This window comes from Thalassospiraceae bacterium LMO-SO8, assembly GCA_031655335.1.
Taxonomy (GTDB): domain Bacteria; phylum Pseudomonadota; class Alphaproteobacteria; order Rhodospirillales; family Casp-alpha2; genus UBA1479.
This window is the reverse complement of the sequence record CP134226.1, coordinates 3878544-3902875: the sequence shown is the minus strand read 5'-3', so window position 1 is coordinate 3902875 and position 24332 is coordinate 3878544. Positions and strand designations below refer to the sequence as shown.

Annotated in this window: 24 protein-coding genes; 14 read left to right on the top strand and 10 right to left on the bottom strand. The window is 64.4% G+C overall.

What is annotated here, in order from left to right; genetic code table 11:
* Positions 1-31 precede the first annotated feature (31 nt).
* Genes RJ527_18830 through RJ527_18820 form a run of 3 tightly spaced genes read left to right on the top strand, consistent with a single transcriptional unit; the run spans position 32 to position 2801 of the window.
* A complete protein-coding gene (locus RJ527_18830; protein WND76061.1) occupies positions 32-646 on the top strand; it encodes a TRAP transporter small permease subunit in 615 nt (204 codons plus the stop codon).
* 2 nt (positions 647-648) lie between these two features.
* Positions 649-1968 (top strand): TRAP transporter large permease subunit, encoded by a 1320-nt coding sequence (locus tag RJ527_18825; protein ID WND76060.1) that lies wholly within the window; start codon positions 649-651, stop codon positions 1966-1968.
* Positions 1969-2021: 53 nt separating this feature from the next.
* A complete protein-coding gene (locus RJ527_18820) occupies positions 2022-2801 on the top strand; it encodes an IclR family transcriptional regulator (GenBank protein WND76059.1) in 780 nt (259 codons plus the stop codon).
* Between the two features lie 54 nt (positions 2802-2855).
* Here RJ527_18820 and RJ527_18815 read toward each other — a convergent pair whose 3' ends face one another.
* The 4 genes from RJ527_18815 to RJ527_18800 form a co-directional block, all read right to left on the bottom strand.
* Complete coding sequence (locus tag RJ527_18815) at positions 2856-3398, bottom strand: hypothetical protein (protein ID WND76058.1); 543 nt, start codon at positions 3396-3398, stop codon at positions 2856-2858.
* 187 nt (positions 3399-3585) lie between these two features.
* Positions 3586-4743, bottom strand: a complete 1158-nt coding sequence (locus tag RJ527_18810; protein ID WND76057.1) for an MFS transporter — start codon at positions 4741-4743, stop codon at positions 3586-3588.
* 8 nt (positions 4744-4751) lie between these two features.
* On the bottom strand, positions 4752-5600 hold the full coding sequence (locus tag RJ527_18805; GenBank protein ID WND76056.1) for a helical backbone metal receptor: 849 nt from the start codon (positions 5598-5600) through the stop codon (positions 4752-4754).
* The gene (locus RJ527_18800) at positions 5597-7477 is read right to left on the bottom strand and encodes an ABC-F family ATP-binding cassette domain-containing protein (protein WND76055.1); all 1881 of its coding nucleotides are present in this window, start codon (positions 7475-7477) and stop codon (positions 5597-5599) included. Before RJ527_18800 ends, RJ527_18805 begins: the two co-directional genes overlap by 4 nt.
* A 518-nt stretch (positions 7478-7995) precedes the next feature.
* Between RJ527_18800 and RJ527_18795 the strand changes: the two genes are divergently transcribed.
* Entirely contained in the window at positions 7996-8916 is a 921-nt protein-coding gene (locus RJ527_18795) for a LysR substrate-binding domain-containing protein (protein ID WND76054.1), read from the top strand.
* 209 nt (positions 8917-9125) lie between these two features.
* On the top strand, positions 9126-9548 hold the full coding sequence (gene ndk, locus RJ527_18790; protein WND76053.1) for a nucleoside-diphosphate kinase: 423 nt from the start codon (positions 9126-9128) through the stop codon (positions 9546-9548).
* Here ndk and purN read toward each other — a convergent pair.
* Both purN and purM read right to left on the bottom strand, forming a co-directional pair.
* Positions 9545-10198: a phosphoribosylglycinamide formyltransferase gene (gene purN / locus RJ527_18785; GenBank protein ID WND76052.1), complete on the bottom strand. Its 654-nt coding sequence runs from the start codon at positions 10196-10198 to the stop codon at positions 9545-9547. The genes ndk and purN overlap by 4 nt on opposite strands.
* Positions 10195-11262 carry a phosphoribosylformylglycinamidine cyclo-ligase gene (purM, locus tag RJ527_18780; protein ID WND78088.1) on the bottom strand — a complete coding sequence of 356 codons (1068 nt, stop codon included), beginning with the start codon at positions 11260-11262 and terminating at the stop codon, positions 10195-10197. Before purM ends, purN begins: the two co-directional genes overlap by 4 nt.
* 167 nt (positions 11263-11429) lie before the next feature.
* Here purM and RJ527_18775 point away from each other — a divergent pair, with 167 nt between their 5' ends.
* The 3 genes from RJ527_18775 to RJ527_18765 are packed head-to-tail and all read left to right on the top strand — an operon-like array spanning position 11430 to position 14274.
* Positions 11430-12545, top strand: a complete 1116-nt coding sequence (locus RJ527_18775; protein WND76051.1) for a DUF2066 domain-containing protein — start codon at positions 11430-11432, stop codon at positions 12543-12545.
* Complete coding sequence (locus RJ527_18770) at positions 12542-13621, top strand: AI-2E family transporter (GenBank protein WND76050.1); 1080 nt, start codon at positions 12542-12544, stop codon at positions 13619-13621. The genes RJ527_18775 and RJ527_18770 overlap by 4 nt, the downstream gene beginning before the upstream one ends.
* Complete coding sequence (locus RJ527_18765) at positions 13618-14274, top strand: DnaA/Hda family protein (GenBank protein ID WND76049.1); 657 nt, start codon at positions 13618-13620, stop codon at positions 14272-14274. Before RJ527_18770 ends, RJ527_18765 begins: the two co-directional genes overlap by 4 nt.
* Here RJ527_18765 and RJ527_18760 read toward each other — a convergent pair.
* The gene (locus tag RJ527_18760) at positions 14234-15277 is read right to left on the bottom strand and encodes a glycosyltransferase family 1 protein (GenBank protein ID WND78087.1); all 1044 of its coding nucleotides are present in this window, start codon (positions 15275-15277) and stop codon (positions 14234-14236) included. The genes RJ527_18765 and RJ527_18760 overlap by 41 nt on opposite strands.
* A 202-nt stretch (positions 15278-15479) precedes the next feature.
* On the opposite strand from RJ527_18760, the gene RJ527_18755 reads away from it, so the two are divergent.
* The 4 genes from RJ527_18755 to RJ527_18740 all read left to right on the top strand — a co-directional run bounded on the left by RJ527_18755 (position 15480) and on the right by RJ527_18740 (position 20529).
* Positions 15480-16259 carry an SDR family oxidoreductase gene (locus tag RJ527_18755; protein ID WND76048.1) on the top strand — a complete coding sequence of 260 codons (780 nt, stop codon included), beginning with the start codon at positions 15480-15482 and terminating at the stop codon, positions 16257-16259.
* A gap of 37 nt (positions 16260-16296) precedes the next feature.
* A complete protein-coding gene (locus RJ527_18750) occupies positions 16297-16674 on the top strand; it encodes a response regulator (GenBank protein WND76047.1) in 378 nt (125 codons plus the stop codon).
* A gap of 78 nt (positions 16675-16752) precedes the next feature.
* Complete coding sequence (locus tag RJ527_18745) at positions 16753-18948, top strand: RNA degradosome polyphosphate kinase (protein WND76046.1); 2196 nt, start codon at positions 16753-16755, stop codon at positions 18946-18948.
* A gap of 33 nt (positions 18949-18981) precedes the next feature.
* A complete protein-coding gene (locus RJ527_18740; protein WND76045.1) occupies positions 18982-20529 on the top strand; it encodes a hypothetical protein in 1548 nt (515 codons plus the stop codon).
* A gap of 13 nt (positions 20530-20542) precedes the next feature.
* Here the strand turns inward: RJ527_18740 and RJ527_18735 are convergent, their stop codons facing one another.
* Genes RJ527_18735 through RJ527_18725 form a run of 3 tightly spaced genes read right to left on the bottom strand, consistent with a single transcriptional unit; the run spans position 20543 to position 22640 of the window.
* Positions 20543-21163 (bottom strand): glutathione S-transferase family protein, encoded by a 621-nt coding sequence (locus RJ527_18735; GenBank protein ID WND76044.1) that lies wholly within the window; start codon positions 21161-21163, stop codon positions 20543-20545.
* Positions 21164-21180: 17 nt separating this feature from the next.
* Entirely contained in the window at positions 21181-22332 is a 1152-nt protein-coding gene (gene rnd / locus RJ527_18730; GenBank protein ID WND76043.1) for a ribonuclease D, read from the bottom strand.
* Positions 22329-22640: an NIPSNAP family protein gene (locus RJ527_18725; protein WND76042.1), complete on the bottom strand. Its 312-nt coding sequence runs from the start codon at positions 22638-22640 to the stop codon at positions 22329-22331. The genes rnd and RJ527_18725 overlap by 4 nt, the downstream gene beginning before the upstream one ends.
* A 122-nt stretch (positions 22641-22762) precedes the next feature.
* Between RJ527_18725 and RJ527_18720 the strand changes: the two genes are divergently transcribed.
* Together RJ527_18720 and RJ527_18715 are read left to right on the top strand one after the other, a co-directional pair.
* Positions 22763-23557, top strand: a complete 795-nt coding sequence (locus RJ527_18720; protein WND76041.1) for an enoyl-CoA hydratase — start codon at positions 22763-22765, stop codon at positions 23555-23557.
* Between the two features lie 34 nt (positions 23558-23591).
* Positions 23592-24326 (top strand): queuosine precursor transporter, encoded by a 735-nt coding sequence (locus RJ527_18715; GenBank protein ID WND76040.1) that lies wholly within the window; start codon positions 23592-23594, stop codon positions 24324-24326.
* The last annotated feature ends 6 nt before the right edge of the window (positions 24327-24332 follow it).

Here is a 24332-nt window from a genome sequence, read left to right as displayed (position 1 = left end):
GGTGGAGCCATGAACGGAAAAGTAGGTTCGGATGGCCGATCACGACCCAATTCCCGGTGAGCTTGATATCACCGATGAGCTGATCGCCGAGCGCCGGGGCGACCCGTCGGGCAAGATGCCGGACGACATGCCCCGCTGGATGGCGCTTGCGATCACCGGCATCGACCGATTCAGTCTCGTCATAGGCCACATCGTCTGTTGGCTGACGGTGCCGCTGTTCATCGCCATGGTCTACGAGGTGGTGGCGCGCTACGTGTTCGTCGCACCCACCATGTGGGCCTATGACGTGTCGCGCATGTTGTATGGTGCCCTGTTCATGCTCGGCGCCGGTTACGCCCTGTCGAAGGGCGTGCACATCCGCGCCGATTTCCTGTACCGCCTGTGGCCGGACAAGGTTCAGGGCCGCATCGATCTGCTGCTGTATCTGGTGCTCTATTTCCCCGGCATGCTGGTGTTTCTCTATATGGCGACGGATTTCGCCTCGCTTGCCTGGATCCGGGGCGAGAAGGGCATGGATACCGCCTGGATGCCGCACATGGGCCCGATCAAGACGGCGCTGCCCGTGGGCATCGCGCTGCTGATCATTCAGGGCATTTCGGAAACGCTCAAAAGCTATTACGCCGCGACTAAGGGAAGGTGGCCCTGATAATGGAAAACGAAATCCTGGGTCTCATTCTGATCGGGGTGATGCTGCTGGCGATCTTCGTCGGCTTCCCGATCTCCTTCACCCTGATCTTCCTCGGCTTCGTGTTCGGCTATATCGGCTTCGGCAAGGTCGTGTTCTATCTGATGACGTTTCAATTCTCGAACGTCATGCTGGAGCAGACATTGGCGGCCGTCCCTCTATTCATATTCATGGGGATATTGATGGAGCAGGCAGGCCTGATGGAACGCCTGTTCGCCGCGGTGCAACTGATGCTGTCGCGGGTGCGGGGATCGCTCTATATCGCGGTGCTGTTCGTCTCCACCATCTTCGCCGCCGCGACGGGCATCGTCGGCGCCTCGGTCACGATCCTCGGCATCATGGCCGCCAAGACCATGAACAAGTCGGGCTACGATGTGCGTCTGGCGGCGGGCACGATCACCGCCGGCGGCACGCTCGGCATCCTGATCCCGCCCTCGATCATGCTGGTGGTCATGGGCCCGGTGCTGGAAGTGCCGGTCACTGACCTGTTCGCCGCCGCCATCATCCCCGGCGTCATGATGGCGTTCCTCTATGCCGTCTATGCCGTCGGCCGCTGCATGCTCAACCCGGAACTGGGGCCGCCGCTGGCGATCGAGGACCGCGCCGCCAACATGGGCGAGATCGTTCGCGAATTCGTCATGGGCCTGGTGCCGCCGGCGCTTCTGGTGTTCTCGGCGCTCGGCTCCATCATGTTCGGCCTGGCGACCCCGACCGAAGGGGCGGGCTGCGGTGCCGCCGGCGCCCTGCTGTTGACGCTCGCCTACCGGCGCATGACCGTCAAGAAGTTCAAGGAAGCCCTGATCAAGACGTTGGAAATCTCGGCCCTGATCCTGATCCTGGTCGCAGCCTCCAACTTCTTCGGCGCGGTGTTCTCACGGCTCGGTACGCCGACCATGCTGACCGAACTGCTGCTTGGCCTCGACCTGCCGCCCATGGTTCTGCTGGTCATGATCATGGCCTTGATCTTCCTGCTGGGCTGGCCCCTGGAATGGGTGCCGATCGTGCTGATCATCGTGCCGATCCTGTTGCCGCTGATCGAACAGTTGGGCTTCAACCTGGTGTGGTTCGGCATTCTGGTCGCGGTTAACCTGCAAACAGCTTGGCTATCGCCTCCGGTGGCGCTATCAGCATACTTCCTGAAGGGCGTGGTGCCGGAGTGGGATCTCAAGGATATTTACATCGGCATGATGCAGTTCATGGTGATCCAGCTGATCGGTCTCATCCTGATCATGGTGTTTCCTCAAATCGCGCTGTGGCTGCCGGGCTACATCTACGGGGAATAAGTTCGGCGGCGGTGCGGCGTCGATTTCGGTTCATGCGGATGGCATAGTTGGTCATGGCGAACAACGGAGACGAAAAGGGTTCGCGGTCGATCCGTGCGCTGGAGATTGTCGAGGCCATGGTCGGCGAGGGCCGGCCCCTGAGCGCCGCCAAGATCGCAGACCTGACAGGACTGCCCAAGGCGACCGTGCATCGGCTGTGCGCGTTGCTGACGGAAACCGGCTTCGTGACGCCGTCGCCGTCCGGCGACGGGCTGAGCATCGGGCCCAGGCTGCGTGACCTTGCCATGGCGACGGTCGCCGTCGATACGGATTACAGCCAGCGCCACCGCATCCTGACCGACCTGTCGCAGGAAATCGGCGAGACCTGCAACTTCAACATCCCGATGGGTGGGGAGATGTATTACATCGACCGGGTGGAGACCAAATGGCCGCTGCGCACGCAGCTGCCCATCGGCTCGCGAGTGCCGCTCCATTGCACGGCCAGCGGCAAGCTCTACCTGGCCTCGCTGCCCGCCGGGCGGCGGCGGCAGATGATCCAGGCTCTCGATCTGATCCCCCATACGCCGGGCACGATCATCGAGCCCGATGCGCTTCTTGCCAATCTTGACGTCATCCGCCGGGAAAAGGTCGGCACCGACAATCAGGAATTCATCGAAGGCATGGTCGCCGTCGCCGTGCCTGTCACCGACGCCAAGGGCCGCCTGGCAGGCACGCTTGCCTGTCATGGGCCGACCGTGCGGATGTCCATGGAACGGGCGCAGTCCTTTGTGCCGACGCTGCGCCGTGCCGCGGCCATGCTGTCCCAGGTGGGCGGCGAACCGGCTTCTGAATAGATACTTTAGGAGGACGGGCAAGGACCCCCGCTGCGCGCAGGAAAACGCGGCCGGCTAGCTTTCGGCGCGGCGGCGTTTTACCGTCGCCTGATGGCCTTTCTTGCCCTTGGCCGTTATCTCGGCGCGTTGCGCCTGGGCTTCCCGCGATTCCTTGGTCTCTTCGCGGATCTTTTCCTGCATTTTCTTGTGCTTGGCATATTTCCGCTTGGCGACCAATTCGCGGTAGGCCTTCTTGTTCTTTGAAATTTTCGACCAGAACAGGACCTGGGTGATTACGGAGCCCATGAACCACAAGACCGGCATGGACAACATGGTCGAGACCCAGAAGATGACCTGGATGGCGTCGATCCGGCCGGTCACGTTCATGTGGTAATAGAAGATGACCGCGACCAGACAGATTTCATAGAACAGCAGAATCCGGAAGCCGTTGGTTTCCTGAAAGGCGATGGGTTTCAGCGGACCGCCGAACGCCTTGAAGATGCTGGACAGCATGCCGCCGATGATGCTCGACAGCAAAAGCACCAGACAAGTCGCGGCGACCAAGTCCGTATCCTTGGTGAACTTGAAGATTCCCAGCAGTGAATCTAGATAACCCACTTCCCACCTCCGTGCCCTCAGAAATTCCCCGCCCCAGGCAATCCCGATTTTATGATTCTTTGGTTAAGGGTTCACTTATAAAACCAATCTGTATGCGCTTGTATTCAGTTTCTTTTCCGAATGCCGCAAAAACCAAGGCAAACTGTTTGCACAATCACGAATGCGAATGTGCCGCCGATAGGGAATTCTACCCGCTGGAGGCGGCTTTGCGGCGCACCATTATAGAGAATCCGGCGAACCCGGCGCCCGCCAGGGCAAGCACCGACATGGTCCAGAAGGCGCCGCCGCCCAGAGATGAGAACAGCAGCCCGGCGCCATAGGACGCGGCGCTCATGCCGACGCCAAGGGTGATGGCGAACAGGCTTTGCGCGGAGGCCGACAGGGAGGGGTCCACCCGCTCGGTGATCAGGTGGATGATGCCAAGATGCGTGGCACCGTAGCTGAGACCGTGCAGGGCCTGTAGCAGGATCAGCCATTCCAGGTCCGTGGTCCCCGCCGTTCCGGCCCAGCGCAGCGTCGCTGCGGCGGCGCCGATGGCGATCATGCGGACCGCGCCGATGCGCCGCACGGTGGCGGCGGCAAAGGTGAACAGCAGGATTTCGGCGATCACGCCCTCGGCCCAGAGCGCGCCGATGACATCCGCCCCGTGGCCCGACGCCAGCCAGTGGATGGAGCCGAAGTTGTAGTAGACCGCATGGGACGCCTGGATGCAGGTCGCCGCCGTCATCGCCGCCATGAGACCGGGCACGGCCATGATCTCGCGGAACGGCCGGCCGTCTTTTGCGGCGATCGGTGCGCGCGTGTCGGGCAGGGCAAGGGCGCAGAAGAAGGTCACGGCGACCGATGCGAAGATGGCCCAATGAATCCAGTCCGCCGGCGCGTCGGTCAGAATCAGGCCCATGCCCCAGGCGCCGATGATGAAGGTGATCGAGCCCCACAAACGCACCCGGCCGTAGTCGAAGGGGACCCGTTGCCGGGTCAGCATGGTCAGACTTTCCGTCAATGGCAGCACAGGACCTCTGCTGGCATAGAACACCACGGTCACCAGGATGATGGGCCAGAAGCCCTCGGCCCAACGGAAGGCAAGGAAGGTCACGGCCCCCAGGAAGCTGAGCAGGACCAGGATGCGCTTGCGTTCGCCGGCGCGGTCGGCGGCGCGGGCGAAGTGGGGGGTGACGGCCAGCCGGGCCAGGGTGCCCAGGGCGAACACCAGGCCGATCTGTTCCGCGTCGAGGCCCCGGTCCTTGAGCCAGAGCGGCCAGAACGGCCCCATGATGCCCAGCGCCAGAAAGATGCCGCCGTAAAACAAGGCCAGACGCAAGGGGGCCAGACGCGGCGCGCCCATGTCCGGCGTCACCGGCGGGACGCCGACGCGCCGCCGGCCAGATCCTTGAGATAGGAAAGGCCCTCCGCCGCCCGGACGCCGTACCAGGACAGCATCTCGCCATCGACCAGTTCCGCCTTGTCGGCGTGGCCGGGATGGTCCGTACGGAACGCGGCCAGGTGGTCTTCCGTGAAGGGGAAGGGTTCGGACGAGAACAGGACCCGGTCGACGTTGTCGAGGACGGCATCGGTCATGTCGAGTTCGGGATAGCGGGCCGCCACCGCAGGCGCCCAGGTGCGCCAGCCGATCAGGCCGAGGGTCCGCGCGATATAGGTGTCCGGCCCCACGGTCATCCAGGGCGCCTTCCAGATCAGGTAGAGGACGCGGGTTTCCGCCTTGGGCCGCGCGGCGGTGGCTGCCGCAAGGGCATCCTCGAAGCGCCGTGCCAGGGCTTCCGCCGCCGCGTCACGTCCGAACACGCCGCCCAGCAGGCGGATCAGCGGGCCGTTGTCGGCGGGGGACAGGGGATGGGTGACCACCGGCACGATGCCGTCGGCGGCCATTTCGTCGGCCATTTCTTTCGGGTTTTCGTCGACGTTGAGGACCACGTGGGTCGGCCGCGCCGCCGCGACCTTGCGCCAGTTCACCTGCTTGGTGCCGCCGACGCTTTTGACCGCCTTGACCGTGCCGGCCGGATGGATGCAGAAGGCCGTGCGCCCGACGACGTTACCGCCCAGGCCCAGCGCGAACAGGGTTTCCGTCAGGGACGGCACGAGGGACAGGATGCGGGCGTCGGGGGCAGGGGCATGGCGTCGTCCAGTCCAGTCGGTCAGCCGCGGGGCGGCGGATGCCGGGGGGGACGGCACGGGCGCGGTCATGACGCCTCGTCCAGGGCTCCGTCGATGGTTTCCTGGGCGCTCAGCCATTGCTGTTCCGTTTCGGCCAACTTGTCCTTGGCCTTCTTATGGGCAAGTTGCAGGTCCATCAGCTTGGCCGTCGGCCCGTTATAGATTTCCGGGTCGGCCATCCTGGCCTCCAGGGCCGATATTTCCTGGGCCAGCTTTTCCATCCTGCGCTCGGCATCGACGACCGATTTGCGCAGCGCCGCCGTCTCCTCGCGCTGGCGGGCGCGTTCGCGGCGCAGTTCCTTCTTGTCGACCGGGGCGACACTGTCACCGTCCTTGGCGGCGCGGGTTTCACGGCGGGCCAGGCGGCGCTGTTCCATCAGCAGGCCGGCATAGGCGTCCAGGTCGCCCTCAAAGGGCTTGCAGGCGCCGTCGGCGACCAGCCACAGGCGGTCGCAGACAAGGTCGATCAGATGCGAATCGTGGGTCACCAGGACGATGGCGCCGTCGTATTCGTTCAACGCCTGGACCAGGGCCTCGCGGGCATCCACGTCCAGGTGGTTGGTCGGTTCGTCGAGGAACAGGATATGCGGCGCCTCGGTGCTCATCAGCGCGAACAGAAGCCGCGCCTTTTCGCCGCCGGACAGGACCTCGACCTTGCTGTTGGCGAGGTCGCCGGAAAACCCGAACCGGCCCAGGTGGGAACGCACCTTGGTTTCCGTCGCCATGGGCATGATCCGCGCCATGTGCTGGAACGGGGATTCATTCAGGTTCAATTCTTCCTGCTGGTGCTGGGCGAAATAGCCGATCTTCAGCTTGGACGACTTGACGATCTTGCCGGCCTGCGGCTTCAGGCGGTCGGCCAGCATCTTGATCAGGGTCGATTTGCCGTTGCCGTTGGCGCCGATCAAGCCGATGCGGTCGTCCATGTCGATGCGCAGATCCAGGTTCTTCAGGATCGGCTCGGCGCCATAGCCGACGCTGACCTCGTCCATGGCGATCAGGGGCGGTGACAGGGGGGCGGGATCAGGGAAGTTGAAGGTCGTGGTCTTGTCCTCGACGACCGAGGCGATGGGCTCCATGCGGGCCAGCATCTTCATGCGGCTTTGCGCCTGCTTGGCCTTGGTCGCCTTGGCCCGAAAGCGGTCAACGAAGGATTGGATGCGGCGCTGTTCGGACAACTGCTTGGCCTGCAGTTTGACCTGCTGGGTCATGCGTTCGCGGCGCGTGCGTTCGAACCGGTCATAATTGCCGGCATAGCGGGTCAACTTCAATTCGGACAGATGGGCGATCTCGTCGACGACCTTGTTGAGCATCGTGCGGTCGTGGCTGATGACCAGCAGCGTGCCGGGCCAGGACGCCAGATAGGTTTCCAGCCACATCGCCGCTTCCAGGTCCAGGTGGTTGGTCGGTTCGTCCAGCAGCAGGAAATCGGGGCGCGAGAACAACGTCGCCGCCAGCGCCACACGCATGCGCCAGCCGCCGGAAAATTCGCTACAGGCGCGGGCCTGGGCCGCTTCGTCGAAGCCGAGCCCGGACAGGATGCGGGCGGCGCGGGCAGGGGCGGTCTGGGCGTCGATATCGGCGAGACGGTTGTGGATATCGGCGATGCGCATCGGGTCTTTTACCGTTTCGGCCTCGGCCAGAAGGGCGCTGCGTTCCGTGTCGGCGGCCAGCACGGTATCGAGCAGGCTGGTGGCGCCCGAAGGGGCCTCCTGCGTCACCGTGCCGATCCGCGCACTGGGCCGCACGCGCACGGAGCCTTCATCCGGATGGGCGTCGCCCAGGATCATCCGGAACAGGGTCGTCTTGCCCGTGCCGTTGCGTCCGACAAGGCCCATCTTCCGGCCCTGGGGCAGGTGCAATGTGGCCTTTTCGAACAGCACGCGGCCGCCCAGGCGAAAAGTCATGTCGTTGACGTGCAGCATAGGCGGGGTGATAGCACGGCGCGCGTGCGGTGCAAACGTCCCGTGACGGGGTCAGGCGGGGAATGGATGGGCGGGGGCAAATAAAATGCCGGGCCGCGGTTGGTGGGGGGAGGAGGAGCCGCGGCCCGGCACACGTACCGAAAGACATGACTATGGGGGGAGAGGAGGATCAGCCTTCCGGTACAAAACGAAACGGGTTTGGAAAAGTACATCAATCTTGTGGAACGAGCCCCCTAAGGCTCCTTCGTTCCTATACAGTAATTTCCAGTATAACGAGGGCTCCGTCAATAAGTCTAAAGGCTAGTGGATCAATATGGGGTAGTTGGTGGGATTCAAGGACAAAGGGCGGCAAAGGTCTAAAAATTGGTGCATTCCTGAGTTGATTTTCTATGGTTTTACGGCGAAATCCGGTGAGTTTTGTGTCGCCTCGGATGAAATTTAAATCGATTTTATATTCATGGTTCCTTGAAAAAATAGAATTTTACGATTAAGTCAGCCGTATGAGCACCCGGCTTCCGACCCTGCGCCAACTGCAATATCTCATCGCCGTCGCCGAGGACGGACATTTCGGCCGTGCCGCCGAGCGTTGCTTCGTCACGCAGTCGACCCTCAGTGCCGGCATCCAGGAACTGGAATCGATTCTGGGCGTCACCGTCATCGAGCGCACCAAGCGCCGGGTTGCGGTCACGCCGCTGGGGCTTGAACTGGTCGCCCGCGCGCGTCGCGTCCTGGCCGAGGTCGACGACATGACCGTGACCGCCAAGGCGAGCACACGGCCGCTGACCGGCCTGTTGCGCCTGGGGGCGATTCCCACCATCGGGCCCTACGTTCTGCCCAAGGTGCTGCCGCCGCTGCGCGCATCCTATCCCGAACTGCGCCTGTTCCTGCGTGAGGACCGCACCGCCCGCCTGGTCGATCAACTGGTCGGCGGCGAGTTGGACGCGGCGCTGATCGCGCTGCCTTATGACACGGTGGATCTGGAACACATGGTCTTGGCCGATGATCCGTTCTGGCTGGCCGTGCCGCGGGACCATCCCCTGGCGAGGGGCGAGGGCGCGGTGGCGCCGGACGTTTTGGATTCCGATGATCTGCTGTTGCTGGAGGATGGCCATTGCCTGCGCGACCATGTGCTGTCCGCGTGCCGCCGTCAGTCGGCACCGGGCCGCGCCGGCGCGTTCCAGGCAACCAGCCTCTATACCTTGGTCGAACTGGTGGCGGGCGGATTCGGCACCACTCTGCTACCCGGTGTGGCGCTGCAATCGGATCATATAAAGGCCGCCGATGTCGTGCTCCGGCCGCTGTCCGGCGGGGCGGGGCGGCAGGTCGCCCTGGTGTGGCGGCGAAATTCGGCCCGCCGGTCCGAATACAAGATGCTGGGACAGTTCCTTAAGAATCAACTGTCTCCGGGCAAAGCCGACTAGCCGGCCACCAAAGTGCGTGAATACGTCGACCCTTTTCCTTGCATGGCGGGGCGGGAGGGACTATAACCCGCGCCGTTTCCGGAAAACCCTTGGGGTGGTCCGGAGTTTCGGATGCCGAAAACCCGGCCCAAGGATGCCGTGGACGGCCAGACAAAAAATTACCGACAACAGAAACCAGCCGAACGAACAACCATACAAGGGGATCGACCATGGCTCTTGAGCGTACGCTCTCCATCATTAAACCCGATGCCACCCGCCGCAACCTGACCGGCAAGATCAACGCCCGGTTCGAGGAAGCGGGTCTGCGCATCGTCGCCCAGCGCCGCGTGCGCCTGACCAAGGAACAGGCGGAAGGCTTCTACGACGTGCACCGCGAACGGGCGTTCTTCAACGACCTGGTCGCCTTCATGACCTCGGGCCCCGTCGTGGTCCAGGTTCTCGAAGGAGACAATGCGGTCGCCCGCAACCGCGAGATCATGGGTGCGACCAACCCGGCCAACGCTGACGCGGGCACCATCCGCAAGGACTTCGCCGAAAGCATCGAGGCGAACTCGGTCCACGGTTCCGACTCGGCGGAAAACGCGGCCAAGGAAATCCGCTACTTCTTCGCGGAACTGGAAATCGTCGGCTAACCCTTCGGGTTCAGCAACGCGCTTTCTTGAGCGACCGCGCCGGTAATCACGGCGCGGTCGTTTTCGTCTATGGTGACCCGGCCCTCGGCGATCAGACGCACGGCCAGCGGATAGATGTCGTGTTCGCGCTCCAGCACCCGGGCGGCCAGGCTGTCCGGCGTATCGTCGGGATGCACGGGCACCACGGCCTGCACGATGATCGGGCCGGTGTCCATTTCCTTGCGCACGTAATGGACGGTGCAGCCGGCGAACCGGGCGCCCTGCGCCAGCACCCGTTCCTGTACGTCCAGGCCCTTGAAGGCCGGCAGCAGCGACGGATGGATATTGATCATCCTATCGCGCCAATGGTCGACGAATTCGTCGGACAGCAGGCGCATGAACCCGGCCAAGCAGACAAGCTCCGTTCCCGCCGCTTCCATGGCTGCCGTCATCTCGGCATCGAAGGCCGCGCGGTCGGCGAAGCCCTTGTGGTCGATGACGCGGGTCGGGATGCCGGCCTTGGCGGCGCGCTCCAGGCCCATGGCGCCGGGCCGGTTGGACAGCACCAGGATGATCTCGGCGGGGAAGGTGGGGTCGGCGGTCGCGTCGATCAGGGCTTGCAGGTTCGATCCCCGCCCGGAAATCATGACGGCGAGCTTCAGGCGGCTCATGCCGCGCCCCAGGCCTCGTCCAGATTGCCGACGCGGACATCCTCGGGCCCGCTGACCTTGACGACCCGGCCGATGGTGAACACGTCCTCGCCCGCGGTCCGGAACAGGTCTTCCAGGCGTTGCGCCTGACCGGCATCGACGATCACCACCATGCCGACGCCGCAGTTGAAGGTGCGCAGCATTTCGTGGGGCGTGATGCCGCCCGCCGTCCGCAGCCAGGAAAACACGGGCGGCAGGGGCCAGGCGGCGGCGTCCAGGTCGACGCCCAGGCCGTCCGGCAGGACGCGCGGGATGTTTTCCAGCAATCCGCCGCCGGTGATGTGTGCGAATGCCTTCACGCCGCCATGGGACGGGCCGGAACGGATCGCCTCCAGGCACGACTTCACGTAGATTCGGGTGGGCGTCAGCAGGGCCTCGGCCAGGGTGACGCCGTCCTGGAACGGGGCCGGGGCGGCGAAATCGACGCCTGCCCGTTCGGCCACCTTGCGGACCAGGGAAAAGCCGTTGGAATGCACGCCCGACGACGCCAGGGCCAGCACCACATCGCCTTCGGCGACGTCCTTGCCGGTCAATTCCTGGCCGCGTTCGACGGCCCCCACGGCGAAGCCCGCCAGGTCGTAGTCACCGGCCGCGTACATGCCGGGCATTTCCGCCGTCTCGCCGCCGATCAGGGCGCAGCCGGCTTGCCGGCAACCGTCGGCGACGCCGGACACGATCACCGCCGCGGCCTCGGGCGCGAGTTTGCCGGTCGCGAAATAATCCAGGAAAAACAAGGGCTCCGCCCCCTGCACGACGAGATCGTTGACGCACATGGCGACAAGGTCGACGCCGACGCCGGCGTGGCTGTCCGCGTCGATGGCGATCTTCAGCTTGGTGCCGACGCCGTCCGTGGCGGCGACAAGCACCGGGTCCTGATAGCCGGCGGCGCGCGGGTCGAAGAAGCCGCCGAATCCGCCGAGCCCGCCCATGACGCCCGGGCGGTTCGTGGATTTGGCCATCGGGCCGATGGCGGTGACCAGCGCATTGCCGGCGTCGATATCGACGCCCGCGTCGCGGTAGCTCAGGCCCGCGCCGTGTTTTTCCGTGTCGCTAATCCCTTCCTCCCTCGGTCGGGTGTGCTAGATTGTGCGCCGTCCGGGACCGGCCCAAAACGCGGGTGGGTCCGACGGCGTCGATGGAGGCGAAGATACTTAATCCCCGGCGGTTTGCAACGCACGATTGGTGCTTTGGCATGGGTACTTTGGCGACCCTGGTTCCTGCGCTGTGCCTGCTGCTGGTCCTGGCGGCGCCGCAATCGGCGCGAGCCCAGATCGCCAATCCCTACGAGGTCAAGGGTGTGGCCGTCGACGTGACGGCCGAGACCGCCTCCGCCGCTCGGGCGCAGGCGCTGCGCGAAGGGCAGCAGCGCGCCATGACGATCCTGTTGGAACGCATGACCCTGAAGTCCGATTACCCGCGTCTGCCCGCCCTGTCGCCCGAGGAAATCACCGAATACATGCAGGACTTTTCCGTGGCCGAGGAAAAGACCTCCGCCGTGCGCTATCTGGCCAAGCTGAATTACCGCTTCCGGCCGGGCGAGGTGCGCGAACTGCTGCGTGCGTTCAACATCCCGTTCGCGGAAACGCCGTCCAAGCCGGTGCTGGTCCTGCCGGTGCTGCGCCGCGCCGGGGCGCTGCTGTTGTGGGACGACCCCAATCCCTGGCGCTCGGCCTGGCAGCAACGGTCCAGCCAACTCAGCCTGGTGCCGACGGTCCTGCCGCTCGGCGATCTTGCCGACGTCGCGGCCATCGGCGTCGATCAGGTTGTGTCCGGCGACCAGCAGCGCCTGCAAGCCATGGCCAAGCGCTACGATGCGGGCAGCGTCGCCGTCGCCTTCGCGTCGATCCGCCACGATCCGGCGCGCTCGCTCTGGGTGCTCGACGTGACGTTGACTCGTTACAACCTGACCATCGACCCGCAGACCACGGTGGTGACCTACGTGTCCGAGTTCGGCGAGACGGCGGATTCCCTGCTGACCCGCGCGGCCAAATTGGTCACCTCGTTGATCGAAGATAACTGGAAGCGCGACAACCTGCTGTCGTCGTCTCATCAGGAAGCCATCGCCGTGCGCATTCCCATCACGGATTTGCGCGATTGGCTGGACATGAAAACCCGCGTCCATTCCGTCGCCGTCGTGCGTGAAACCGAATTGGTTCAACTGTCGCGGGCCGAGGCGCAGGTCATCCTGCATTACATCGGCGACATCGGACAGCTGATCATCGCCCTGGAACAGGCGGACCTTGCCCTGCGCGGCGAGGGCGACCAATGGACCCTTGAGAAACTCAGCACCAGGAAGAAGGCCGGATGAGCCGCGAGGCGCGCATGGCCTATTGGCTGGTCGGGCTGGTCGTCGCGGGGGTGCTGATCCACCTGCTGAGCGCCATCCTGCTGCCTTTCGTCGCCGGCATGGCGGTGGCCTATTTCCTGGACCCCGTCGCCGACCGGCTGGAAGCCAAGGGACTGTCGCGGGCGTTGGCGACGACCGTGATCACCATCGCCTTCTTCGCCGGCGTTATCGGCGTCATCGCCGTGCTGCTGCCGCTGTTGCAGCATCAAGTGGTCGGCCTGGTCAAGCTGGCGCCCGAGGTATTCGCCCATTTCCGCGCCTGGGTCGAACCGTTCCTGGCCGATTTGCAGCTTCACCTGCCGAAGACGGACAGCCAGGATTTGCGCGACGCCGCCGGAAAGTACGGATCGAAGGTGATTCAGTGGGTGACCAACCTGCTGGGCGAAATCTGGAGCGGCGGGCTCGCGTTCCTCAACGTCCTGTCCCTGGCGCTCATCACGCCCATCGTGTCGTTCTATCTGCTGCGCGAGTGGGATGAGATCGTCGCCTGGGTCGATTCCTATCTGCCGCGCGACGCGGCCCCGGAAATCCGTGAGCAGGCCCGCCGGATCGACGAAACCATGGCCGGGTTCATCCGCGGTCAGGCCAGCGTGTGCCTGACCCTGGCGGCGTTTTACGGCGTCGGGTTGACCGTGGTCGGCCTGAATTCGGGATTGCTGGTCGGCGTCGCCGCCGGGGCGGTGTCCTTCATTCCCTATTTCGGCGCGGCGAGCGGCATCACGGTCGCCCTGGCCATCGCCTTCTTCCAGTTCGGGCTGGAAAACTGGGGACCCATCGCCGCCGTGGCGGGTGTTTTCCTGGTCGGCCAGACCCTGGAAAGTTATGTCCTGACCCCGCGCTTCGTCGGCGACCGGGTCGGTCTGCATCCCTTGTGGATCATCTTCGCCCTGATGGCGGGAGGGGCGCTGTTCGGCTTTACCGGCGTGCTGCTGGCCGTGCCGGCGGCGGCGGTGATCGGCGTGCTGATCCGCTATGCCCTTGGCCGCTACAAGAAAAGCGCGCTCTACGATCACGAGACGGGGGGCGGCGGCACTTGACCGGCCCGCGCCAGATCCCCATCCCCTTCGAGCACCGCCCGGCCCTGGAACGCGACGACTATCTGGTCACCCCCGCCAATGCCGAGGCCGTCGCCTGGATCGACCGCTGGCCGGACTGGCCGGGGCCGCTTCTGGCCGTGTGGGGGCCCGAGGGCTGCGGCAAAAGCCATCTCGCCCAGGTGTTTCTGGCGCGCACGGGCGGGCGGCTTCTGACAGTGCCTGACGCGGACGTGGTCGAGGCCGGCGGCGCCTACGTTTTGGAAGACCTGGACCGCGCCCCGTCTTTGGACGAGGAAGCCCTGTTCCACCTGTTCAACGCCCTAAAATCGGCGGAAGGCCGCATCCTGGTCACCGCCCGCACGGCGCCCGCGCGCTGGTCCATCGTGCTCGCCGATCTGGCGTCACGGTTGAAGGGATCGCCCGCGGTCGAAATCACGGCCCCTGACGACACGCTTCTCGCGGCCCTGTTGGTCAAGCATTTCACGGACCGGCAATTGCGCGTGGATACGGAGGTGGTCGCCTACATGGTTCCGCGCATGGACCGCACCTTCCAGGCGGCCGCCGACCTGGTCGCCGCCATCGACGCCGAGGCGCTGGCGCGCAAGCGGGCGGTCACTGTGCCGCTTGTGCGGAAGGTGCTTGAGGCGGAGTGAACGGCGCCAGGTAGTCGACGAATTCGCTGACCACCGTGTCCCAGGAAAATTTCAGGGCGTGCTCGCGGCACAGTGCCGGGTCGATGCCTTGGGCCTTGACCGCGGCCCGGGCCAGATCGGTGTCGAGAACGCCCACGGTCGAGGTGCCGATCACATCCTTCGGTCCAGTCACGGGAAAGGCCGCCACGGGCACGCCGCAGGCAAGGGCCTCCAGCATCACCAGGCCGAAGGTGTCGGTCACGGAGGGAAACACGAAGACATCGGCGGCGTTGTAGTAGCGCACCAGGTCCTGGTCGCCGTCGGCGATGAAGAACGGGGTTTCCGGGTATTTGGCCATCAGGGGTTCGCGCGCCGGGCCGCTGCCGACGACGACCTTGGAGCCGGGCAGGTCGAGGTCGAGAAACGCCGGCAGGTTCTTTTCCACGGTGACCCGGCCCAGAAACATGAACAGCGGGCGCGGCAGGTTCAGGTGGTCGAGGAAATCCTTGGGTCCCGGCTTGAAGACATCCGTATCGACGCCGTGCGACCAGGGCCGCAGGTTGGCGAAGCCCTTGGCCGCCAGTTCGTCGTGGACGGAATGGCTGGGCACCATGACCCGCGATGAGGGCGCGTGAAACCCCCGGATCCAGCGGTACAGAAGGCCGAGCGGCACGATCGGGGCGCGGGCGTGGATGTATTCGGGGAACTTGGAATGATAGGCCGTGGTGAAGGGCAGGTTGCGGGCCGTGCAATAGCGCCGGGCGGCGGCGCCCAGGGGGCCTTCGGTGGCGATATGGATCGCCTCGGGCGCAAAGCCGTCCAGCATGTCGGCCACCCCGCGGCCGGGAAACAGGGACAGCCTGATTTCCGGGTAGGTCGGGCAGGGCAGGGTGGTGAACAGGTTGGGCGAGATCACCTGGACCTCGTGGCCCAGGGCCTGAAGGCGGTCGACCACCGTGCCCATGACGCGGACCACGCCGTTGGGTTGCGGGTACCAGGCGTCGGTCACGACCGAAATACGCAGGAGAGGGCTGTTCAAGGGGCGGACCCTTTGGCCGGTTTCAACCGGCTCCTTCTGGGTTCCGGTCCCCTGGAAGTAAAGTGACGTTCTAATGACAGGACGGGCCGGTGACGGGGGCTCTTGACCGGGTGGGGCCTTCCCATGTCCTATAGCGGCCAATGACCGGCGCGAGATTGCCGCCGCAACAGAAAAAAGGAGACATCGCATGGATTTAGGGATCAAGGGCAAGACGGCGCTGGTTTGCGCCGCGTCCAAGGGACTGGGCCGGGGTTGCGCCTTTTCGCTGGCCCGCGAAGGCGTCGACGTGGTTATCACGGCGCGCACGCCGGGCCCGCTTGAGGAGACGGCCGAGCAGATTCGCAAGGAAACCGGCGTCAAGGTGACGGCCGTGGCCTGCGACATCACGACAGAGGAAGGCCGCAATCTGGCCCTCGCGGCCTGTCCCAATCCCGACATCCTGGTCAACAACGCGGGCGGTCCGCCGCCGGGCGATTTCCGCGACTGGGACCGCGACGACTGGATCAAGGCCCTGGACGCCAACATGCTGACGCCGATCTTCCTGATCAAGGCGACCGTGGACGGCATGATCGCGCGCAAGTTCGGCCGCGTGGTCAACATCACCTCGGGCGCGGTGAAGTCGCCGATCGAGATTCTCGGTCTGTCGAACGGGGCCCGGGCCGGGCTGACCGGCTTCATCGCCGGGCTGTCGCGCAAGACCGTGCGCCATAACGTGACCATCAACAATTTGCTGCCGGGGCCGTTCGACACGGACCGCCTGCACGCCAACATGAAGGTCAAGGCCGATCAGGCGGGCGTCAGCGTCGCCGAGATGACGGCCAAGCGGGCCGCCGAAAACCCTTCCGGCCGTTTCGGCACGGCCGAGGAATTCGGCGACATGTGCGCCTTCATCTGCTCCGATCAGGCCGGTTTCATGACCGGGCAGAACTTCCTGATGGACGGCGGCGCCTATCCGGGGACGTTGTGATGGCAACGGCACGGGTGGAAACGGCATCGGTGCCCGAATGACCGTCATTCTTGTCATCGATGACGATGAGGATATGCGCGACGTCATCTCCATGACGTTGGTCCGGGCCGGATACGAGGTGGTGACGGCGACGGACGGCGAGCACGGCATGGCCGCCGTCAAGGACCGCCTGGACACACCGTTCGATCTCGTCATCAGCGATATCTTCATGCCGGGCAAGGACGGGATCGAGTTTCTGGGTAGTCTGCGCCAGCTTTACCCCAACCTTCCGGTGATCGCGGTGACCGGCGGATTCACGGGCGTGAAGAAGCCCTATGCGGATTCCATGACGGCCATGGGTGCTGCGCAAAGCCTGCTGAAGCCGTTCACTCCGGCCCAGCTTTTGGACGCGGTCACGGCGGCGCTGGCGACTTAACGCCCCTTAAAGGTTGTCATAATACGATAACCATTGGCCCCGGTGACTTCCCGGGGACAGAGGGATAAGATCGCCACCATGGACGATATTCAGTTGGAAAACTCGGTGAAGGCCGGAGAACGCGCTGGCAACGGCGGAACAAAGGAAGCCGGATCGCGCGCGCCACAGCGCCGGGCCCGGACCCAGCAACTGCGCGAACGCTACATCAACAGGGAAATTTCCTGGCTGGCCTTCAATTCGCGGGTTCTCGAAGAGGCCAACAACCCCCATCACCCGCTGCTGGAGCGGCTGCGCTTCCTGTCGATCTCGGCATCCAACCTGGACGAGTTCTACATGGTCCGCGTCGCCGGGATAAAGGGTCAGGTGCGGGCCGGCGTGGGCACGCCGTCCGAAGACGGCCAAACCCCGGCGGAACAGCTTCAGGCCATCCATCAGGAGGTCGGCCGACTGATGCAGGCCCAGCACGCGTGCTGGAGCAACCTGATGAAGGAACTGCGCGGCGAAGGCATCGCCGTGGTCGGCCCGGATGAGCTGACGGCCAAGGAAAAGACCTGGCTGCGCAAATACGTGGACGGCATCATGCCGGTTCTGACGCCGCTTGCCATTGATCCGGCCCATCCGTTCCCCTTCATGCCCAACATGGGCTTCTCCCTGGTCCTGGCGCTGACCCAGCGCGGGATGGAAGAGCCGCTGCGCGCCCTTCTGCCGGTGCCGACCCAGTTGGACCGATTCGTGCGCCTGCCCGGCGACACCATCCGCTTCATCCCGTTGGAAGACGTCATCGGCCTGTTCCTGGACCTGTGGTTCCCCAGTTTCGAGGTGCTGCAGAAGGCGACGTTCCGCGTCATCCGCGACAGTGAAATGGAAATCGACGAAGAGGCCGAAGACTTGGTCCGCACCTTCGAATCCGCGCTCAAGCGCCGGCGTCGGGGCACGGTCATCCGCCTGACCTTCAATGCCGACGCCCCCCAGGAATTGCGTGATTTCGTCATCGCCGAAACCGGTGCCTCGTCTGAGGACGTCATGCCCAATCCGGGTTTGCTGGGGTTGGTCGATACCAAGCAGTTGATCCTCAGCGAACGGCCGGATCTTCTGTTCACGCCGTTCAATGCGCGGTTCCCCGAACGCATCCGCGATTTCGGCGGCGATATCTTCGCCGCGATCCGCCAGAAGGACATCATCGTCCACCACCCCTATGAAAGCTTCGACGTGGTGGTGCAGTTCGTGCGCCAGGCGGCGCGCGACCCCAACGTGGTCGCGATCAAGCAGACGCTTTACCGCACGTCCAACGATTCCCCGATCGTCGCCGCCCTGATCGAGGCGGCGGAGGCAGGCAAGTCCGTCACCGCCCTGGTCGAACTGAAAGCCCGGTTCGATGAGGAAGCCAACATCCGCTGGGCCCGTGACCTGGAACGGGCGGGCGTGCAGGTGGTCTACGGCTTCGTCGACATGAAGACCCACGCCAAGGTCAACATGATCGTCCGCCGCGAAGGCTCGGAACTGCGTCCCTACTGCCACTTCGGGACCGGCAACTATCACCCGATTACGGCCAAGATCTATACCGACCTCAGCTTCTTTTCCTGCGATCCGCTGCTGGCCCAGGATGCGGCCAAGCTGTTCAACTACATGACCGGATATGCCAAGCCGACGGCCATGCAGAAGCTGTCGTTCTCGCCGCTGACGCTGCGTGACAACCTGGTCGATCTGATCGAGGTCGAGGCCGCCAATGCCAAGGCCGGAAAACCCGCTGGCATCTGGGCCAAGCTGAATTCCATCGTCGATCCGGTGATGATCGAATCGCTGTACAAGGCATCGCAGGCCGGTGTGAAGATTGAACTGATCATCCGCGGTATCTGTTGCCTGCGCCCGGGCGTGCCCGGCATGTCCGAGAACATTAGGGTCAAGAGCATCGTCGGGCGGTTTCTGGAGCATTCGCGCATCGTTTGCTTCGGCAACGGTCACGCATTGCCATCGCGGCACGCCAAGATATTCATTTCCTCCGCCGATTGGATGCCCCGCAACCTTAACCGGCGCATCGAAACCCTGGTCCCCATCGAAAACGAGACCGTGCATGCCCAGGTTCTCGACGAAATCATGGAGGCGAACCTGAAGGATACGGCGCAAAGCTGGATCCTGAACGGCGACGGCAGTTTCTCGCGGTTGGATTCCGACGGCTTTTCCGCGCATAATTACTTCATGACCAATCCCTCGCTGTCGGGCCGCGGAAGCGCGCTGGACAAGAAGCCAGGGAAGAAGGGGCAGAGCGGCAGGTAGCCGTCCATCGACCGAGAGAAGCCCGGCGGAAGCATGAGCCTTTTCAGAGACACCGGCGCCGGCGATCCTGCGTCCAAGCGCGGCCTGTTCGGTGACGACCGTGCCCATGGGCGTGTCGCCGTGGTCGATATCGGATCGTCGTCGGTGCGCCTGGTCGTTTATGACACGCCGGCCCGGCTGCCGGTTCCCATCTTCAACGAAAAATCCGACTGCGGTCTGGTGCGCGGCCTGGCCAAGACCGGCAAGTTGAACAAAAAGGGCGTGGCGCGTGCGCGGGCGGCCCTGGCCCGCTTCATCCGCTTGGCCAAGGTGATGGGGGTTGAGCGCCTGGAACTTGTCGCCACGGCGGCCGTGCGCGACGCGGCCGACGGGCTTCATTTCGTCGAGGAAATCGAGAACACGTTCAAGGTTTCCGTGCAAATTCCGTCGGGCGCGGAAGAGGCGCGGCTGTCGGCGCTGGGCCTTCTGATCGGCGTGCCCAAGGCCGACGGGCTGCTTGGTGACCTGGGTGGTGGGTCGCTCGACCTGATCAGCCTGGACAAGGGTCAGTTCGGCGCCAACGCGACCCTGCCGCTGGGCCATATACGCCTGCCCGACGCCGTCGGCGGCGACATCCGCAAGGCCGCCCCCCTGGTCGAGGAGCAGCTTGCCCAGCATGACTGGCTGAAGGATATCCGCGGCCGCACCTTGTTCGCCGTCGGCGGGTCGTGGCGCGTGCTGGCCCGCATCTTCATCGAACAGACCCATTATCCGGTCCATATCATCGACGGCTTCACCATGGGGTATTCCGACCTGCGTCACCTGTGCCAGGTGCTGTCCGGCCTGAGCAAGGAAACCATGCAGCAGATGCCGATCCCCAGGCGGCGCATCGAAACCCTGCCGTTCGCGGCCCTGACCATGGACAAGCTTCTGAACGCGGCGCGCCCGGAAAAGATCGTGTTTTCCGGCTTCGGCATGCGCGAAGGGCAGATGATCAAGGGCCTGCCCAAGGAAATCCGCAGCCAGGACCCCCTGATCGCCGGCTGCGAGACCCTGGCGGAGCGCAGCGGCCGCTTCACCGTCTCGGGCGCCGAAATGCGTGACTGGATGACGCCCCTGTTCCCGGGCGAGACGGCGCGCCACGCGCGGCTGCGTTACGTCGCCTGTCTGCTGTCCGACATCGGCTGGACCGAACATCCCGACTACCGGGCGGAACATGCCTTTTTCCGCGTCCTGCGCCTGCCCTACGCGGGGATGGCGCATCTCGACCGGGCGTTCCTCGCCATGGCCGTGCTGGTCCGCTACAACGGCAACCCGGAACTGCCCTATGCGGCCCCCGTCCTGCACCTGCTGGACGAAGACGACCGCCGCATCGCCAACGCGGTCGGGCTGGCCCTGCGTCTGGGCCATACGGTGTCGGGTTCGGCCCCGGACCTGATCGGCCGCACGACGTTGAAGCCGATACGGGAAAAGCTGTTTCTGGGTCTGCCGGTCAAGGACCGGGCCGTGTTCACGGGCGATGCGGTCGAACGGCGGCTGAAGACCTTGGCGACGGCCCTGGGGTTCGGCGCCTCGGGCTTCGGCAAGGCGTCGGAAAGCTGACGGCTGGGCCGAACTAGCCTTCGATCAGCGGCACGGCCTGGAAACAGTCGAGCGCCATGGCGGCGTCGTAAATCCGCTTCAACCGGGGATGCTTGTCCCAATCCAGTTCCCGTTCGTGGCGAAACCGGACATGGCCCATCGCGGCGGCGGCGGTGATGTCGGCCTGGGTCAGTTTTTCGCCGAAGAACCAGGGGCCGTCGGCGGATGCTTCGGTCTCCAGCCAATCCAGGCACAGCTTGATCTGGTGGCGCACCCGATGGCGCCATTGCAGGGACGGGGCGTTGGCGTGCAGGTTCTTGTCGATGGACAGCGCCACGCTTTTTTCCGCCAGCCCCCAGCCGATGGTGACGGCGCGCAGGACGGCGCGGCGTTCTGGCCCCTTTGCCGGGGTCAGGGCCTTTTCCGGTCCCGCTTCCTCGTCCAGGTAATCCAAGATCATCTGGCTGTCGAAGATCTTTTCGCCATTGGGAAGGATCAGCACCGGCACCTTGATCAGCGGGTTGATCTCGGCGACCTGATCGGCATTACGGAACACGGACAGCACGTCCCGCTCATAAGGAATGCCGTAATACTGCATGGTTACGGCGACGCGCCGCAGGAACGGGGAATCGTACTGTCCGACAAGACGGTGCATGGTCGTGGGTCCCGCCGCTACAGATCGACGACCGTCAGGACACGGTCCTTGATGGCAAGGCCCATGCGTCCGTCGCGCAGCTTCAGGGCGGCCTCGCCGAACAACTCGCGCCGCCAACCCTTGAGCGCCGGCACGTCGGCTTCCTCGCCGAACGCGGCCAGGTTGTCGATGTCTTCCGAATTGGCGATCAGGCGCTGCGCCACGTCGGATTCCTCGGCGCACATCTTCAGGAACACCTTCAACAGGTCGGACACGGGGCCGATGCCGCGGGGCAGGGGCAGCTTTTCTTCCGGCGTCGGGCACTCGGCATCGGGCAGGTTCCGACCGCGTTCGACGGCTTCCATGATCTGCCGGCCCTGCCAGCCTTCGGCCATCTTTTGCGACAGGCCGCGGATGCGGGCCAGGTTCTCGACCGACTTCGGTGGGTGATGGGCGATCTCGACGATGGACTCGTCCCGCACGATGCGGTTCCGGGGCACATCGGCGCGTTGGGCCTCGATCTCGCGCCAGGCCGCGACCTCGCGCAGGATGGCGAGCAGGCGCGCCGTCGGACGCCGGACCTTGAGCCTTTGGTAGGCTTCCATGGGATCGGTTTCATAGAACTTGCGGTCGTGCAGGGCCTCCATCTCGGAGGCGACCCAGGCAAGGCGGCCGCTTTTTTCCAGCTTGGCCTGCAGCTTTTCATAGACCGTGCGCAGGTGCGTGACGTCCGACAGCGCATAGCTGATCTGTTTGTCCGACAGCGGCCGGGCGGCCCAGTCGGTGAACCGCGAGCTCTTATCCACGGTCGCCTTGGCCAGCTTGGCGACCAGGGTTTCGTAGCCCACGGAATCGCCGAACCCGCAGACCATGGCCGCGATCTGCGTGTCGAACACGGGGGCCGGACAGTCGTCCATGGCGCGGCAGAAGATTTCCATGTCCTGGCGGGCGGCATGGAAGACCTTCAGCACGTTGCGGTTGGCCAGTAATTCGAACACGGGCGTCAGGTCAATGCCCGGCGCCAGGGCGTCGACCGCCGCGGCGCCGTCGGGCCCGCCGATCTGCAACAGGCAGAGCACCGGCCAATAGGTGCGTTCACGGATGAACTCCGTGTCCACGGTCACGTAGTCCACGGTGGCGAGCGGCGCGCAGAACGCCCGCAGTGCGTCGTTGTCTGTAATCAGGTTCATTTCAGGGGCGAAAAGCTGACGGGCGTGATCAGTTTGTTTTCCTGCTTCACCAGCATCCCGGCGCTTTTCTTTTTGTAGACGGTCCAGTCCGGGTCGGCGTCGCGCGCGGCGCGGCGGCGTTCCATGTCGGTCAGGTCGTCATAGCTCCAAAGGTGCACGAATTCGTTCTGCGGCCCGACGGAGGTCGTGAAATACCCGATCAGGTTGAGGTGGCGAAGCTGCACGGGCAGGCCTTCGGCCTCGAACAGGTCCAGGTACTGTTTGTTCATGCCGTGCTGAACGGTATAGGTGCGGTGGTCGATGATCATCTAAGGCTATCCTCCTTGGGCGCGGGGCGGTCCTCTTGGTGGGCCGCTCCGCCGTTATACGCTAGAGGATTGCCGCGCCAAAGTGAAACGCTGCGATCTTGCCAAGGGAGGCAAGGCGCGGAATGCTGCGCGCAACAATCATGGAGGACATTTTGAGCGATACCATCTTGCGTGACGACCGGGGCGGGGTGACTTGGCTGACCGTCAACCGCCCGGACAAGCTGAACGTTTTGAATTCCGCCCTGATGACCGAACTGGCGCAGATCCTGCGCGACATGGCGGGGAACCTGGACCTGCGCGCCGTGGTCATCACCGGCGCCGGCGACCGCGCCTTCGTCGGCGGCGCCGACATCGGTGAGATGGCGGCCCTCGACCCCACGTCGGCCCGAGCCTTCATCACGCGCCTGCATGGCGTCATGGCGGCGATCCGCGACCTGCCGGTGCCGGTGATCGCGCGGATTAATGGCTATTGCCTGGGCGGCGGCATGGAATTGGCGGCGGCTTGCGATTTTCGTATCGCCGCCGACAACGCTAAATTCGGCATGCCCGAGGTCCGGGTCGGCCTGCCCAGCGTGATCGAAGCGGTGTTATTGCCGCATCTGGTCGGCTGGGGCCGTACCCGCTGGCTGCTCATGACCGGGGAAATGATCGACGCGGCCACGGCCCATCAATGGGGCTTCGTCGAATTCCTGACCAAGCCCGAAGATCTGGACGCCGTGCTCGACCGATCGGTGCAGGCCATTGTCGAATCGGGCCCGCACGCGATCCGCACCCAGAAGATGTTGATTCAGTCGTGGGAAAGCCTGACCCCGGCCGAGGCCATCGCCCAGACCATCCCCATCTTCGGCGACAGTTTCGAGACCGGCGAGCCCCAGGCCATGCTTGGGGGCTTCCTGGCGCGCAAGGCAAAGGGCTAGACTGCGGCCAGCACAATTTGCGAGGGGGAGGGCGATGGGCGATCGCTCGGAAGTCGTATTCAGCATCCTGATGGCGGCCTTCGTGGTCGTCCTGGTGATGACCAACGTCCTTGCGGGCAAGCTGTTCCTGGCCTTTCCCGAGACTTTCCCCGACGGCCTGTTCGGCGAGGCGGTGACCCTGACGGCGGGGCTGATTACCTACCCCCTGACCTTTCTGATCACCGACGTGGTCTGTGAGGTTTATGGCCAGCGCCGCGCCAATCTGATGGTTTACACCGGCTTTGCCATGAGCGTGCTGATCCTGGGCGTGATCCAGATCGCCCTGGTCGTGCCCGGATCGCCCGTCTGGCCCGCCGGTAACGCCAATTACGACACCGTGGCCCAGATGCAGCAGGCCTATGAAAGCGTGTTCACCCTGCCGGGCATGCTGATCCTGGGATCGATGACCGCCTATCTGGCGGCCCAGTTGCTGGATGTGAAGCTGTTCCACTTCTGGAAACGGGTGACGCGGGGCAAGCATCTGTGGCTGCGCAACAATGCCTCGACCATGACCAGTCAGCTTGCCGATACGGTCATCGTCAATTCGATTTTTCTGGGCTTCGGTCTGGGCCTGGCCTGGGATGTGGTGTTCAAGATCATCATCGCCAGCTATTTGGCCAAGCTGGTCATCGCCCTGGCGGACACGCCCTTCATCTATCTGGGTGTCTGGCTGGTCCGCCGGGTCGCCCATCTCCCGGACCCGGACGGCGGCGTCGATATCTTGGTGTGATCGCCG